At 58.1% G+C, this 14,439-nt stretch carries 13 protein-coding genes and 1 pseudogene; 9 read left to right on the forward strand and 5 right to left on the reverse strand.

Annotated features, from left to right (window positions below; all coding sequences use genetic code 11):
• Positions 1-14 precede the first annotated feature (14 nt).
• The 3 genes from PL599_RS00660 to PL599_RS00670 all read right to left on the reverse strand — a co-directional run bounded on the left by PL599_RS00660 (position 15) and on the right by PL599_RS00670 (position 3,674).
• The gene (locus tag PL599_RS00660) at positions 15-908 is read right to left on the reverse strand and encodes a hypothetical protein (protein WP_269823461.1); all 894 of its coding nucleotides are present in this window, start codon (positions 906-908) and stop codon (positions 15-17) included.
• Positions 909-1,088: 180 nt separating this feature from the next.
• Complete coding sequence (locus tag PL599_RS00665) at positions 1,089-2,201, reverse strand: acyltransferase family protein (RefSeq protein ID WP_077985178.1); 1,113 nt, start codon at positions 2,199-2,201, stop codon at positions 1,089-1,091.
• Positions 2,202-2,345: 144 nt separating this feature from the next.
• Complete coding sequence (locus PL599_RS00670) at positions 2,346-3,674, reverse strand: hypothetical protein (protein WP_269823462.1); 1,329 nt, start codon at positions 3,672-3,674, stop codon at positions 2,346-2,348.
• A gap of 479 nt (positions 3,675-4,153) precedes the next feature.
• Here PL599_RS00670 and PL599_RS00675 point away from each other — a divergent pair, with 479 nt between their 5' ends.
• The 5 genes from PL599_RS00675 (at position 4,154) to PL599_RS00695 (ending at position 10,384) form a co-directional block, all read left to right on the forward strand.
• Positions 4,154-5,389, forward strand: a complete 1,236-nt coding sequence (locus tag PL599_RS00675; protein ID WP_142912051.1) for a glycosyltransferase family 4 protein — start codon at positions 4,154-4,156, stop codon at positions 5,387-5,389.
• A gap of 161 nt (positions 5,390-5,550) precedes the next feature.
• Positions 5,551-7,035 (forward strand): lipopolysaccharide biosynthesis protein, encoded by a 1,485-nt coding sequence (locus PL599_RS00680; protein ID WP_269823463.1) that lies wholly within the window; start codon positions 5,551-5,553, stop codon positions 7,033-7,035.
• On the forward strand, positions 7,023-8,348 hold the full coding sequence (locus tag PL599_RS00685; RefSeq protein WP_191216708.1) for a polysaccharide pyruvyl transferase family protein: 1,326 nt from the start codon (positions 7,023-7,025) through the stop codon (positions 8,346-8,348). Before PL599_RS00680 ends, PL599_RS00685 begins: the two co-directional genes overlap by 13 nt.
• A 9-nt stretch (positions 8,349-8,357) precedes the next feature.
• Positions 8,358-9,584, forward strand: coding sequence for a glycosyltransferase family 4 protein (locus PL599_RS00690; protein ID WP_269823464.1), 1,227 nt, complete (start codon positions 8,358-8,360; stop codon positions 9,582-9,584).
• Between the two features lie 143 nt (positions 9,585-9,727).
• Positions 9,728-10,384 carry a DUF2161 domain-containing phosphodiesterase gene (locus PL599_RS00695; RefSeq protein WP_269823465.1) on the forward strand — a complete coding sequence of 219 codons (657 nt, stop codon included), beginning with the start codon at positions 9,728-9,730 and terminating at the stop codon, positions 10,382-10,384.
• A 68-nt stretch (positions 10,385-10,452) separates the two neighbouring features.
• Here the strand turns inward: PL599_RS00695 and PL599_RS00700 are convergent.
• Positions 10,453-11,492, reverse strand: a pseudogene (locus PL599_RS00700) (hypothetical protein); the annotation flags it as partial.
• Here PL599_RS00700 and PL599_RS00705 point away from each other — a divergent pair.
• Positions 11,434-11,727 (forward strand): hypothetical protein, encoded by a 294-nt coding sequence (locus PL599_RS00705; RefSeq protein WP_269823467.1) that lies wholly within the window; start codon positions 11,434-11,436, stop codon positions 11,725-11,727. The pseudogene PL599_RS00700 and the gene PL599_RS00705 sit on opposite strands and share 59 nt — an antisense overlap.
• Before the next feature lie 42 nt (positions 11,728-11,769).
• Here PL599_RS00705 and PL599_RS00710 read toward each other — a convergent pair whose 3' ends face one another.
• Positions 11,770-13,023, reverse strand: coding sequence for an arsenic transporter (locus PL599_RS00710; RefSeq protein WP_269823468.1), 1,254 nt, complete (start codon positions 13,021-13,023; stop codon positions 11,770-11,772).
• Positions 13,024-13,362: 339 nt separating this feature from the next.
• On the opposite strand from PL599_RS00710, the gene PL599_RS00715 reads away from it, so the two are divergent.
• Genes PL599_RS00715 through PL599_RS00725 form a run of 3 tightly spaced genes read left to right on the forward strand, consistent with a single transcriptional unit; the run spans position 13,363 to position 14,343 of the window.
• Positions 13,363-13,890, forward strand: a complete 528-nt coding sequence (locus PL599_RS00715) for a dihydroxyacetone kinase subunit DhaK (protein WP_269823469.1) — start codon at positions 13,363-13,365, stop codon at positions 13,888-13,890.
• Positions 13,880-14,236 (forward strand): dihydroxyacetone kinase subunit DhaK, encoded by a 357-nt coding sequence (locus PL599_RS00720; RefSeq protein ID WP_269823470.1) that lies wholly within the window; start codon positions 13,880-13,882, stop codon positions 14,234-14,236. Before PL599_RS00715 ends, PL599_RS00720 begins: the two co-directional genes overlap by 11 nt.
• Positions 14,233-14,343: a DAK2 domain-containing protein gene (locus PL599_RS00725; RefSeq protein WP_191216705.1), complete on the forward strand. Its 111-nt coding sequence runs from the start codon at positions 14,233-14,235 to the stop codon at positions 14,341-14,343. Before PL599_RS00720 ends, PL599_RS00725 begins: the two co-directional genes overlap by 4 nt.
• Positions 14,344-14,439: the final 96 nt, after the last annotated feature.

Here is a 14,439-nt window from a genome sequence, read left to right on the forward strand (position 1 = left end):
CGACAAAGCCAAACTCAAACGGGACTTGTGCTGACAGGCGTGGTGGTGCTGCCGGTCGAGAAGAAATTGTTGATCGTGGTGAAAAAGGACGTGCCGGTGCTGCCTGTCGCTCCGCCACTACCGCCGCCGCCGACAGGTGCGCTTCCGCCGCCCGCCTGTGCGGTGCCATCTGCGGTGCCTGCCGTTCCCGAACCGCCGATGCTGTTGGCGCTTGCCGGCGAGGAACCGGCTCCGCCGATCGGCGATGCCGTCGCCGCGGCAGCCGCAGGGGCGGCCGGACCGGCAGCCGTTCCTTGGATATTCTCGCTAAAGGCGATCAGAAGATCGGCGGGCACGTTTGCGCCCTTTGTCTGCAACTGAATGGCGGCTGCCAGTATCGTATTGCCGTTCCTCATTGCGGTAGCATGGGCAAGCGCCAAGCCTTCGCCGACGACTTCGGAGAAGTCCTTGTTACCGACCTTTTGGGCCAGTGCGACGATGGTGGGCAGCTGGCCGGAGTCACTCAGGATGAGGCCGGAAAGCTGTTCGGAGAACTGCGCTGCGCTGGTGGACACGGCGATGATCGGAAATCCGCTCGTCACTTTTCCGGTTACATCGGCCGTTGCCGCATCCGTGCTGGAGGCGATGGTGATCAGATCACTGATCATCCCCTGCGTCGGAGACTGTTTGAACAGTTCCGCCGTAGCAATCGAAACCGTGTCCGGATTGCTGGTGTTGACGCGGTTCAGAAATGCGGCGGTGGTTTCATCGGCGGCCTTGACGGGCCCGCCTGTTGCCCCGCTCTCAACGGAGGGCGTCTTCTGCGGTGCAGTTTCCACGTTCTGTGCGTTGGCGACAACAGAAAACAGACCCATGTTGGCGATGAACATCGCACCGACGAGCATCGAGCCGTTACGAATGCGGGGCATCCAACTCTCCAAATCTTTTAAAATACGACTTTAAATACATCCAATGCCAGGCAAGTTTACCCAACATCTAAAATTTCCTTCTAAATCGCACAGCCCAAGCAAAGGATCAAGCACTAAATAAACTTGCTGCGGAAACCCTCAGCTATTGTTAACAACCGCCCTTGCCTTGTTTCGGTTTGTTCATGACACGGCGACTTTCCGTGGTGACGTTATCAGCCGGTCACGCAGCCAGATATTGGCCGGCGTCTCGACAAGGACGTGAAAGACATGGGCTATGGCGACGGTGCTGACGACGATGACGAGATAAACGAGGTTGCCCCATTCGGGCGGGAACGTCACGCCGCCGAGCGCGATCTTGAAACCCCGGAAGATAAAGGGGTGCAGCAGGTAAAGCGCATAGGATGAATCGCCGAGTTTCGCCAGCGGCTGGGCGAAACGGGGCAGGGAGATGTTTCTGGTCAAGGTCGCCGCCGACATCAGCAAAATCGCGCCGCCGCCGAAAACCAGCAGCCGCGAAAACGAATAACAGCCCGGATCGCACTTGAACCCTATCCTGTTCAGATCGGTGAGCATCCAGATCGCCATGCCGCACAGGGCCGTTGCAAGTCCGAGCAGGGGCGGCAGGCGAACGCCTCGCAGGAAGAGGACCGCGATGAACATGCCTGCGACAAATTCGAGAATGATCGGCTGGAACCAGAAGCTGAACGGCAGGCCGAGATCGAATGCGGAGCCGATCATGACGGCGGCAAACAACACGCCGGCTGTCGTGAAAACCGCGCGCTCCAGCGGCAGGAAGATGAACGCTGCGAAAACGATGTAAAAGAACATCTCGTAATTCAGCGTCCAGCCGAGATCGATCAGCGGAAACGGATAGGCGTCGCCATAACCCATGCTGTCATAGGGAATAAACAGGTAGGAGGTGAGGATCGACTGTAGTGGCGGAAAGGCCTTTGCGCTGATTATGGTCACGCTGGCGGCCATGGCGAGCCGCAGGGTCAGCACAAACCAGTAAAGCGGGACGATGCGGAGGAACCGGCGCAGCAGAAATGCGGAACGACCGCCCGTCGCGGCAAAATAGGGCCGGGATGCATAAACGATGACGAAGCCGGAAATGACAAAAAACAGGTCGACACCGCCTCCCAGCCTCAGCAGATGCAATGGAAAAAGTGTGAATGGCCAGTTCACGTCCGCGTGCAGCGCAACGACCATGGTTGCCGCAACGGCGCGCATTAGCTGAAGGACATCGAGACGCTGCGCGCCGGCAGCGGGCGCTTTCTTAAAATTTTTCATCATCGTCAATCTATAAAAATAAAGATATATTTAGTATTATATCGCACCCGCTTTTGCGGGGCGGAAGTCCAGTATTCAAGCAGGCTATCATGCAATAGCGCGACGCGATACACACAATTTTGCGATGCGGCATTTCCTCCGCATCAGTCAGAAAACTTCCAGAACCGTAAGCTGGTCGCTGACGGAAAGCCGGTATTGCCCGCTTTCCTGCGTAATTGTCTGCTGGCTCACGGAGCCGTCATCGCGGAAACGGTGTGCGATAACGTGACTATGCTGGCCGGCCACCGAAAATGTGGCAACCCGTTCGGCGGGCGGGTTTTCGATGCGGGCTGGCCACTGCCAGCCGGAAATTCCAAGCCAGACAGGCACGAGCAGAGCACCGTCCGGTCTTGTAAGGTGCAGGGCCAACCTTTGGGAATCGTCGGTAAGGAAATCGAGCTGTCGTTCCGCCGGTCCGGTCTGCCGTTCCGCCCTGCAAAGGGAAAGAAGGATGCGAACGGCCTCGTAAGCGGGGGTGCGGCTTAGATCATGGCGCAGCAGGCCGAAGGAGGATTCCGGGCTTGTCTCATCGGCGGCGAAGCTTGAAACCATTTCATAGATGTAGGACCGGCGGATGCCGCTGATGAAACACCAGAGCAGCATGCGCGGCATATAGCGCGCCTTGATGCCTTCGGTGACGGGGAAATGAAATGTCCTGGTCTGCAGAGAGGTATGGTAACCCATTTCCGTGGCGAGCACCGGCCTGCCGGCCGCTATATGCGCCGAAGCGGCGACGGATTTAGAGAGCGCCCCCGGACCGGTGGTTTCGGGATGCTCCATCCCGGCATAAGGGTGGATATTGCCGTAATCGCAGGCATTTTTCAGATCCAGCGCCAGCGCTCTGTTCGACAGGACATAACATGGCGCCGCAACGGGCACCGCACTCAGGCGCGGAACCGAGCGGATGGTGTCGTGCAGCGCCGCCTGGTGCTCCGCCGAAATGCGCGGAGCATTTTGCGGGTCCTTCGTCAGGTTGGGTTCATTGCTGCCTTCGAAAATATCGATACCCGCATCGCACCAATCGTAAAAATCCGTGAGTCTGTCGAGCGGCGTGGAAACGTAAGGGTTGAGATTGTCGTAACAGATGACGGTGAGGCGAACGCCAGCCGCCACGATCCGTCGCAGCCGCCGAAAGACGGGGCTGTCGCGACTGTCTCTTGCGGCGATGAGCCCGTCGTCACGCAGATGCCGGACGCCCAGCGCTTCGAGCTCGGGCACGATCCGGTCGAACCGTTCCGGATAGACGCCCGTGGGGCGGGTGAAGTGACCGCACACCCCGACACTGTCGAGAAAGGCTTCGGTACTGGCCGAAGCAAGTCTCTGCGCCCTTGCCGAAGTAGCGCTAAGACCCGAGGCGGCGACCAATGCAAGGGGTGCTGCTGAAAGCAGGTTGCGCCGCGTCAGGCCACCCATCGTGGCTGGCGTTCTTCCATTCATCTGCGCCTCCTTGAGAAACGATAAGACAGACGCCGTCACATGGGCGTCGCCGTTTGAATGGCGGTCACGGTTGCCCGGTCTCGATATCAAAATGGTCCGGAAATCTTGGCATTTGCGGCCGCCCAAAATCCATCTCTTTGAAATAAAATGATATTATGAATTTCAGTTAAATCATTGCCTGCAACGCAACCGATTGCCGATTGCCTGCACTTTAAAGTGGCTAAACCGTAACACGAGGCCGGTTCTTTTCGCAACACCGCATGGCTTTTGCCGCGCCGCAAAAAAAATCACTTGAAATAGCGTCGATTCCCGTGCTTTTTGAAAAGTAGATTTTGGTAATTCATATTTTCAAACATTAGTTCTGCTCCGGCTCTTTATATTTTTGCAGATGTCTCACTGGTCTCCTGGAATGAAGGGAGACAAACGAGCCCGGGATGGACGCCATAGATTTTCGATGAAGGAAAACAGAGCGTATCCGCATGAGAATTCTCCATCTTAGCAGCCTTTATCCGCCGCATATCGTTGGTGGATGCGAGCGTTCGGTCGAACATCTCGCCGAGGAACTCGTCTCCATGGGACATACGGTCGGCGCCGCTTGTATCGAGCGGCAGGCCGAACCGAAAACCATGCGCAACGGCGTCTCCGTCTACCGCATGTTCCATAATAACGATTTCTGGCTTGAGGACTGGCCGCAATATTCGCCGCAGCAGCGGCGCATGCAGAAGCTCAAGCAGCAGTGGAATTTCGACGTCGAAAAACAGTTCGAGGCCGTCCTCGACGATTTCAAGCCTGACGTTCTCAACACCCATTCGCTGCTGGATGTGACGACGCTGGTGTGGCGGGCGGCGCATAAGCGCGGCATTCCGATCGTTCACACGATCTGCGAATATGATCTCCTGTGCGGCAATGCCGCCATGTTCAAGGGCGGTAAGCCCTGCGAGCACATCCATCTCGGCTGTCAGGCGGTGAATTTCACCAAGAAATTCACCCAGCGTTATATCAGCGCTGTCGCAAGCGTCGGCACTGAAATCCTCAAGACGCATGTCAATCACGGGCTTTTCCGTCACATCCCGGAAAACCTGCGCCGCGTTATCTTTTATTCCTGCACGGTTCCGGAGGGCGATCCGGTCGCCCGCCGGCAGATCGACCGCACTGGCCGGCCGCTGACCTTCGGTTATATCGGCCGTATCAATACGGAAAAAGGCGTCGGCAACATGGTCGATGCCTTCAGGGAAATCGGTCACGGGAACTGGCGCTGTCTGGTCGCCGGCCATGCGATGGACGATTCGATCGAGCGTTTCACGGTTCAGGCCGGCGATCTGCCGATCGAATTCGTCGGCTGGGCGAAACCGAAGGAGTTTCTCGAAGAGATCGATGTGCTCATCGTCCCTTCCTTCTGGGCCGAGCCTTCGCCACGCACGATCTACGAGGCTTATGCCATGGGCGTGCCGGTCATCGGCGCAGCCTCCGGCGGCATTCCGGAGCTGATCGGCGAGACCAACCATGACTGGCTGTTCGAACCGGGCAACGCCACCGACCTTGCCGCCCGTATCCGCCGCGTGCTGACGCTCTCGCGCGAAGAATTGCCGACGGAGGCGGATTTCGGAAACATCGTCGAGGAATCCACCTCGCGTCGGGTCGGCGAAAATTATGTGAAACTCTATGAGGACGTCCTGACGAGCAGCAGGCAAAGCCGAACCCTGCGTGCATCTTAACCGGCAACGGACCCGGTCCGTTGCCGCGGTTTTCTTTGAAGGAGAGGGCATATGGCGGGAAGCAATAAGGGCAGCCTCCGCTTTCACGGCCTGGGCGTCGACTGTTTTGCGGCGGTTGCGCATGTTGCGTCGACTCGGCCGGGTTTACGGATGGTGGATTGATGGCCGAAGCTACGTCGATAGGCAGCGCCGCCGTTACGGGTGTCTTCTGGTCCATCGTCCAGAACTGGGGCGGTAAGCTTTTCACCTCCATTCTCTTCATCGTTCTGGCCCGTTTCCTCAGCCCTACCGATTATGGCATGGTCGCCACCGCCGGGCTGGTGCTGATGTTGATCCAGATGGTGTCGGAGTTCGGATTCGCGGACGCGATCGTGCAGAAACGCAACCTGGAACCCGGCGACGTCAATCTGCCCTTTTATGCCTCGGTCACGGTCGCAACGCTGCTGGCTATCGTCGTCTGCGTGTTTTCACCGGAACTGGAACGCTGGTTCGAGGTCGAAGGGCTGGCGCCGGTCATCGTGGCGATCTGCATATTGCTGCCGCTGAACACGGCTTCGATGTTTCAGGAGGTGAATTATCGCCGTGCTTTGGCTTTCAAACCGCTGGCAATCAGAACCTTCATCTCGAACATCGTCGGCGGTGGCGTGGCGATTGTTTTCGCGATCACGGGCATGGGCGTCTGGAGCCTCGTCGTTCAAACCTATGTCGCCACCCTCGTCACGCTGATCTGGCTCTGGCGAAAGCCGCATTGGCTGCCGGGCACCGCTCTCAATCCCGGCACCTTCGTCGAACTGCTTCGCTTCGGTTCGTCGGCGCTCGGCCTTCGCATTGTCGATTTCGCGGCCACGCGCCTGATCGATTTCATGATCCTGGGACGTTATGGCGTGGCCGTCTTCGGACTCTACACGGTTGGCAGCAGGCTCTATCAACTTCTGATGCAATTGCTTCAGGCGGCGCTCTATGACGTCTCGCTGACGGTGCTTTCACGCGTTTCGCACGAACGGGAACGAATGGCGGCGCTCTACAAGCAGTCGATCACCATGTCGGCGATCTTCTCGACGCCAGTCTTTGTGCTCGCCGCGGCATTGGCGCCAGAAATCTGCAACGTTCTGTTCGGTAGCCGCTGGCAAGGGGCAGATGAGGTGGCGCAACCGCTGCTTCTGCTGGGCGCGCTGCAATGCGTCCAGTTTCAAAATGGTCCTTTTCTTTCTGCGCGTGGTAAGCCTGGCAAAGTACTGATTGCCGGAAGCGTGAAGGCGATTTCTACGATCCTGCTGATTTTGCTCGTTCCGACAAACAGCATTAAGGAAATCGTTGCTGTATATGTCCTCGGGCAAGTCACCTCTACTCCTTTCACGTTTTTTTATGTCGCGCGAGAACTTGGCATTGGTCTAGGGAAAATCTTCCTTCTGCTCCTGCCGAGCTTTGCGTCCAGCGGGTTATGCTTTCTGCTCGTGTACTGGATACGCCCTGAGGTTAGCGCGTTTGGGATGGGTGATTTCCTATCCGGACTCGTGCTCGGGTCCATTTTCGTTGCGACATATTCTTTTCTTTTGGTCCTGACCGCGAGGAGCGAGGCCAGATCTGCCATCACGCTCCTCACGAGCAAAATAATTTCTCGAAAGGAAAGAAAATGCGCAAGCTAGTTAAGAAGATCATCCCGGCGCCACTTCATAAGAAATGGGTGAAATATAACGAGCAGCGAAACGGCGACATGATAATTCGGCAGCTCTTTAAGGATCTGCAAGCGTTGAAACGCAGTATCAAACCTGTTGCTGCGGGAACGCAACTCAGGCGGATTTTGATCGTAACGGGTGACCCCGTAACTCTTTTTGGGTCCATCGGTGATGATGCAATGATTACGGCCACTTTACAGCAAGCTCGCGCGAGTAATCCTGAAGTCGAAATAGATATTCTTGTCGACGGATCGGATTCTGTCGGCCCTGCCCTGGCGAGGGGCTTCACCCCCGTGGATATCTTTGGGAAACCCGATTTTATAAGCGCTTTGGCTCAACAATTCGTGGCGCGGAATTATGACTGTGTTGTAGTGGTCGGTGCGGATGTCATGGACGGATATTACCACCCACTGGTAAGTGCGAAATTTCTCGCCAGCGCGGATCTGGCCGCGGCCGCCGGAATTAAGAGTGTCATCCTCGGTTTCAGTTTTAATGAAACGCCTTCTCCCATATTGGCCATGTTCTATCGAACTCTGCATCCGGGAGTTTCACTCAACGTACGTGACGCGGTCTCCCTTGAACGTCTTAAATCCTTCGCGAAAACAAATGCAGCACTTGTTGCCGATTCTGCCTTTAGTCTCATTCCATCAGAGCCTGATCTGGAGACGCGTTCATGGATTGAGCGAAAGCGGGCTGAAGGCTTCAGAGTAATGGGCTTCAACCTGCATCCCATGTTGTTTAAAAATGCAGATCAAGTGCAGGTTGATGCGATTATCCGGCATGGAGTGGAAGCGCTTAAATTTGTCGCCGAGGAAAGACCGGTATGCTGGTTGCTCATTCCGCACGACTACCGGGAAGGCTTTGGCGACCAGGCTTGCCTTAAGGCCATTGCTGAACTTGTCCCCGCTTCGCTTGCAGACAAAGTTCGATATCTTGAAGGTGAGTGGCCTGCGCCTGTTCTGAAGGGGGTCGCGGGGCAACTCGATGGCCTTGTCAGCGCACGCATGCACCTTGCCATCGCGGCGCTGGGCAAAGGTGTGCCTGTTACATGTATCGCCTATCAAGGTAAATTTGAGGGGCTATATAAGCATTTTCGTCTTGCCGCATCCGATCTTCTTTCGCCGTCTGCGTTTTATACAGAGGAGGGTATCACAAGTACTCTGATAAAGTTCGTGGATCACGTTGATGAAATTCGCGAAAACGTAAAGAATAAGCTGCCCGAGGTTCTTGAACTTTCCAGAAGAAATTTTCAGCTGTTTGAAACATTCTCTAGACAGGCGTGAGACATTCAGGTGAAAGTTGCTTTCGTCTCAGCCATTCCCGCCGTTCCCGCGTCCGAGGGCAATCGCAGCCGGATTCTCCAGTTGACGCGCGCCGTTCGCAGCCTGGGACATGAGGTGCATTTCGTTTATGTTGATACCCCGATTGCCGCCGATTTCGATCCGGCCGCGCATGAAGCAGAATTCAGCTCCGGGCGCCTGCATTTCGTATCACGGCAGCGGAGCCGTTTTAAAACAAGGCTTATCGGGGATTGGGGGTTAGAAGCTGAAGTGATCGCGTTTCGAGCCGTCCGAAAGGTCCACCGCCTTCTCGGTCGCGACAGCGGTTTTTATAATCACCTCGACGAGTTCTATTACCCGGAAATCGGCCGGCAGGTTCGGGATATTCAGCGCCGGCTTGGCATTGATGCCGTCATTGTCGAATATGCCTTTCATTCGCGGGCGTTCCTGGGGTTGCCGAAGGGGGTGCTGCGCATTCTCGACACCCATGATTCCTTCGCCGACCGACACAAGGCTTTCGTCAATACCGCGAACAAATACGGATACTGGTTTTCCGTTCCACCGAAAATGGAAAGCAAGGCTTTCCGCCGTGCGGACGTGGTTGTCGCCATTCAGGAGGAAGAGGATCGGACGTTCAGGCAGCGGCAGGGGGCAGAGCCGCCGGTTGTTGCAACCGTCAGCCATACTCTCGATCTCGGTGGAAGAGTGGAAGACCTCAGTTCGAGCGACTTCCTGTTTCTTGGTTCCAGCAATGACGCCAACATCATTTCCCTGACGGGCTTCATTGACAACGTCCTGCCGATCGTCAGGGCGACACGGCCGGATATTCGCCTGGTCGTGGCTGGCAGCATATGCGGCAAGATCGGGGATAGGGACGGTGTTGTCAAACTTGGCCGCGTGGACAGCCTGAAGGAAGCTTTCACCCGTGCGCCACTCTCGATCAATCCCATCACGCTTGGAACGGGCATCAACATAAAATTGCTCGACGCTCTCGCCGCAGGTGTTCCCACGATCAGCACCCGGACAGGCGCGAGGGGACTTTCGGAACGATACCGGCGCGGCGTGGTCATTGTTGGCGATGGTGATCATCAGGCTTTTGCCGACGCAATCCTGCAACTGGCCGCGAGCCAGGATCAGCGGCAGGAACTGGGAAACAAAGCCTTCGAGGACGCGATTGAGTGGAACCGCCGGCAAATGACGGTGCTGAATAATATTCTGACCGGCAGGAAGCCTGAATAAGGTATGAGTTTTCCGCTGGATGCCGTCTCCCGCCGAGGGGACCGATAATCCGTGATGTCCGTCGCTGCGCCCGTCAAAGGGTTGTTCTTGGTGGGCGGATCGATGTATTCAGGGGCCGGATCGTCACTTGAACCCGCTGGTATATGGAAACGTCGCTTTATCTGCCCGTCAAAGGCTTTCTTGAAAAGGCTGGTTACACCGTCAAGGGTGAAGTTGGTGGTTGTGACCTCGTGGGTCTAAGCGACGACGACCCGGCTGTTGTCGTGATCTGCGAGCTGAAACTGAGCTTTAATCTGGAACTTATCCTGCAGGCTGTCGATCGGGCGGCTATCGCAGATGAGGTCTGGATCGCGGCGCGGGTCTCGGCCAAGGGCAGGGGCCGTGAGGCTGACAAACGTTACCGGGATCTCTGCCGCAGGCTCGGGATCGGCATGCTCGGTATTTCCGATGCCGGCGATGTCAGCATTCTCGTCGGCTCCGTGACCCCTATGCCGCGCACCAATCCGAAACGGCGCTCCCGGCTGATGCGCGAACACCAGAGGCGGCGTGGCGATCCGGCAGTGGGTGGCAGCACACGCGCGCCGATCATGACCGCCTATCGCCAGCAGGCACTCGGCTGCGCAGAGGCGCTGGCATCAGGCCCCTTGCGCGTACGCCAGATCAGGTCCAGCGTCCCGGATGCCGGCAAAATCCTGCTCGCGAATGTCTATGGCTGGTTCGAACGGCTCGATCGGGGAGTCTATGGCCTGACCGAGGCGGGGCAGGAAGCCCTGCAGCGATGGCCGCAACCGGCAACCTGACACGAAACGGCTCGTCCCATAAACCGGAAGCCCTTCTCGGCCTTCCGGGTCCTGTTGAATGGCAGCCGCTATTCCGCCGTTGCCTGAATGTCGACCTTGTCGAGCAGAAGCATCGAATTGTCAGAAGCGGCAACGAGATCCAGAAGGCCGAGGCCATTTGCACCTGTCGATTTGACCGTGACCGTCAGGTTCCCGGTGTGCTGATGAAGCGGCCGAGCGCCTCCACCGCATTTTGCAGTTTCGGCTGTTCAGCCGCGACCTGTTGCAGCAGGGCACTTGCCACCAATGTCAGGGTGGCGCGAACCTCTGCCTCGCTCATGTGGTTTTCCAAAGAATAAAGCTTGATCGCCTTGGCCATCAAACCTTCGTCCTTGATCGTGAGTTTCACCTCGCGGCCGGCAAGCCCGAAGAGTGCGGCCTGGGCGCGACCGATGTCGAAGGGAAAGAATTCTTCCGTAAACCCGTTCGCGAGACCGGAGAAATTGACGCTGCCAATATCCTTGCCGCTGAAGCAGATTTCCCGGATCATCAGATTGTTGTTCGGTTCGTCCCAACCCGCGGAAAGGCCATAAGACAGGGCGAGCGACTCGATGCCCAGCTTGCGCGCTTCAACAAGAACCTCCTCCGACGAGTCCGCCGGGATGGGAAGAGTCAGATCGTCCTGCCGGATCGTAATGTCGGTCGGAATGCCGTTGAAGGGTTTTCTCAGCCCCATTTCGAAATTCTTGAGTGTGAACTTGACGCGCTCCGGCGTGCCTTTCGTTTCCTCGTTTGCCTCCTCGTCCGATTTTTCGGGCGCGGCCACATCGACATTGATGCCGCCAACACGGATCGTTCCGAGTTCCGGTATCAGACGGTTGAACGGAAAGGTCTCGATCTCCGTATCATCGAGCCCGGCGAGCTCGGAAATTGCCTTGATCGACGAACTCCAGTCAAAGCCCTTGAGGCTTGCCTCATCGACCTTGATCGAGTTGTCGCCATTTTCGATCGACATGCCGTTCATGCCGAGATCGAGTTTGCGGCTGTCCATCTGCATGTCGATACGATCGATGGCGGCCTTAACCCTCTTGCCAGCCGCGCCCTCGCTTTCGTCGGGCGCATCCACCTTCATCGCTTTTGCCCAACAGCCGCCGCCGCCCGGTCCGGCGGATGGTCTGGGTCGCCCCGATGCGTCGCCTCCACCACCGCCGTCAAAGGGCGCGCATTTCCGCCTCGAGCAGGGCGATAGCAAGATCGATGTCAAATGTGCCGATGACGAGCCGATGAAGGCGTGCTCGGACATCCTCATGCAGCTGATCGACAAGATCAACGAGGAGTCCGATAGGAGACCGGAAGCGGCGTAACGGCGCCGCTTCACGCCCTCTCACGGCGTCCTCATGCGCGTGTCAGAGCAGCAACGTTGCAAGCGACGCCAGCAAGGCCGGTGTCATGACGAGGGCGCCCAGTTTGAGGAAGTCCAGCGCGCGCACATGCAGGCCTTCGCGCCGGAGTGCTGACAGCCAAAGGATGGTTGCAAGCGAGCCCGTGACCGACAGGTTCGGTCCCAGATCGACCCCGATCAGAACAGCGGCAGTGACATTGTCCGGCACCTGTGCAGCCTGAACGGCACTTGCAGCGAAAAGACCAGCCGGTAGGTTGTTGACGAGGTTGGAAAAAAGCGCGACGGCGACGCCGCCGATCCCAATGGCCTGTGCCTGCGAATGTTCACTCAGCGCCTTCAATTGCTCAGCGACCACGGCGGTGATGCCCGTATGGCTAACGGCTTCGACGATGACGAACAGGCCCGCAACGAGCGGCAGCACACCCCAGCTCACATCCTTGATGATCTCCACCGGGTTCTGCCGCACGATGGCAAGAACGAGGATAGTCGTGATTACGCCAGCGAGGAACGTCGGAAGGCCGAGATCCATGTGGAATGCAGAGGCTGACAGCAGCACGGCGGCGGTTGCCAGCAGGCCGACGCCCGCCAGTTTCGCCGGCAGGCTGAGGGTCGGGCGTTCCACCCGATCCGCGACGGTGTCTTCCGCGAGAACACGGCGCTGCGACCAGTAAAGCGCAAGAAAGGTGACAAGAATTGCCGCAATCGACGGAAGCAGGAAGGTGTCCAGCCAGCGGGACAGCGGCGGCATCTCGCCGCCGGCAAAAATGACGAGGTTGGCAGGGTTGGAGATCGGCAGCACGAAACTCGCCGCATTGGCAATGAAGGCGCAGATATAAAGGTAAGGAAGCGGATTCTTGACCCTGGCGGCACGGCAGGCCGCATAAACGGCAGGCGTCAGGACGACGGCGGTGGCGTCGTTGGAGAGAAGCGCGGTCACGACGACGCCGATCAGGTAGATCAGCACGAAGAGGCGCCGCGCCGACCCTCTGGCGTAAGAGATCGCAACGGCGGCGACCCAGTCGAACAGACCTTCACGCCGGGCAAGCTCAGACAGCAACATCATGCCGGTCAGGAACAGGTAAACGTCGAGACCCTTGATCACCCCTGACCAGACTTCCGCAGGAGTCAAAATGCCCAGCGCGAGGATCAGCAGCGCTCCTGCGACGGCCCATACGGCCTCGGGCCACCGGAACGGCCTGATAACCACCCCTGCCGCAGCAGCGACCGCAATGGCCGACGTATAATACGCAGCGCTCATGTGTTTCCTTGATGCTGGTTGTTGAGGTTGATCAGGTGGTGGGTTGCGTCTGGTTATTTCAGTGTTGTCTTCGCGTTCGGGAAGCCCGGCGGGAACAAAAGGGATTACCGGCATTCTATACAATGTCGGAAGCGGGCTGACCACAAGTCTGCCGACAATTACCTCAGTGAGGAGGCCAGTCCTGTTTCGTGCTTGAAGCTTTGCCGTGCATTTCCGACGCTTGCAATCGGCGAGGAGACCATGCTTGTTCACTGTTCAAGCCGCATCTACGCGTTTTCCAGCGCGCGTAAATGCCGGAATACCGCCCGCCCGCCGACGCACTGCATCGAGGAGTAAGGCATGAAGAAGCTTATCAACGATCCATCCACCGTTGTCCGGGACATGCTGGAGGGCGTCGTGGCGCTCAGCCCGCAAACCACTCTGCTTCTGGATGAGAACGTGATCATTCGATCCGGGCTGCCCGAGGCGGAGAAGCGCAGGGTGGCGGTGCTTTCGGGCGGCGGCAGCGGACATGAGCCTGCCCATGCCGGTTATGTCGGCGTGCTGGCCATCGTCAAGAACTATACCGGCGACCGGCTGAATTTCGGCTTGGCGGCGGAGCTGGCGAGGGCCGAAGGAATCCCTGTCGAGATCGTTGTCGTCGCCGACGACGTTGCCTTGAAGGATACGGTTCCCGTCGATCGCCGCCGCGGGATTGCGGGAACGGTGCTCGTCCACAAGCTCGCCGGGGCCGCAGCGGAAAAGGGGCTTGCTCTTGAAGAGGTGACCCGCATCGCCCGGGAAGCCGCCCAAGCTCTCTTTGATGGGTGTCTCGCTGGGCTCCTGCACGCCGCCGGCTGTCGGCAAGCCGGGCTTCGTGCTGGGTAAGACCGAGATTGAAGTCGGGCTCGGAATCCATGGTGAGCAGGGCGTGCAGCGGATGCCCATCGCCTCGGCTGACGCGCTCGTGAAGCTGGTGATCGAAACAATCGAGGCCGACGGCAAGCTCGCCGGCGGCGATCGCGTCGCGCTGCTGGTCAATGGCCTAGGGGCAACGCCACCGATGGAACTCGCTATCGTGGGCACGGTCGGCGGTCGTGCTGCTGGAGGCGAAAGGTGTCGTCGTGGAACGCGCCTGGGCCGGCGCCTTCCTTCGGCCCTAGATATGCCGGGTTTTTCGTTGTCGGTCTTGCAAGTCGACGATGCAGCGCTGCAAAGGCGACAGCCTCGATGAAGCCACGGCTCGGGCGCGCAAGTTACCTCGGTGAGTGGGTGGTCGGTCATCCCGATAGGGGCGCGGTCGCCGTCGGTATCTGGCTCGAAGCTATTGATGGTGCGTGAGGATCGGCCTTATCCCCGGTTAACTGATGTGGCGGTGGAGATGACTGTCCGCCGCCCGCTCCGTAAAGCGGGGATGGCCATCGCTGACACAGAGAC

It is taken from the genome of Agrobacterium sp. ST15.16.055 (assembly GCF_027956555.1).
Lineage (GTDB): Bacteria > Pseudomonadota > Alphaproteobacteria > Rhizobiales > Rhizobiaceae > Agrobacterium > Agrobacterium salinitolerans.

Coding starts and splice junctions, on each gene's coding strand:
- PL599_RS00660 (WP_269823461.1), bottom strand. CDS start 908: ATGCCCCGCATTCGTAACGGCTCGATGCTCGTCGGTGCGATGTTCATC.
- PL599_RS00665 (WP_077985178.1), bottom strand. CDS start 2,201: ATGATGAAAAATTTTAAGAAAGCGCCCGCTGCCGGCGCGCAGCGTCTC.
- PL599_RS00670 (WP_269823462.1), bottom strand. CDS start 3,674: ATGAATGGAAGAACGCCAGCCACGATGGGTGGCCTGACGCGGCGCAAC.
- PL599_RS00675 (WP_142912051.1), top strand. CDS start 4,154: ATGAGAATTCTCCATCTTAGCAGCCTTTATCCGCCGCATATCGTTGGT.
- PL599_RS00680 (WP_269823463.1), top strand. CDS start 5,551: ATGGCCGAAGCTACGTCGATAGGCAGCGCCGCCGTTACGGGTGTCTTC.
- PL599_RS00685 (WP_191216708.1), top strand. CDS start 7,023: ATGCGCAAGCTAGTTAAGAAGATCATCCCGGCGCCACTTCATAAGAAA.
- PL599_RS00695 (WP_269823465.1), top strand. CDS start 9,728: ATGGAAACGTCGCTTTATCTGCCCGTCAAAGGCTTTCTTGAAAAGGCT.
- PL599_RS00705 (WP_269823467.1), top strand. CDS start 11,434: ATGGCGGCCTTAACCCTCTTGCCAGCCGCGCCCTCGCTTTCGTCGGGC.
- PL599_RS00710 (WP_269823468.1), bottom strand. CDS start 13,023: ATGAGCGCTGCGTATTATACGTCGGCCATTGCGGTCGCTGCTGCGGCA.
- PL599_RS00715 (WP_269823469.1), top strand. CDS start 13,363: ATGAAGAAGCTTATCAACGATCCATCCACCGTTGTCCGGGACATGCTG.
- PL599_RS00725 (WP_191216705.1), top strand. CDS start 14,233: ATGAAGCCACGGCTCGGGCGCGCAAGTTACCTCGGTGAGTGGGTGGTC.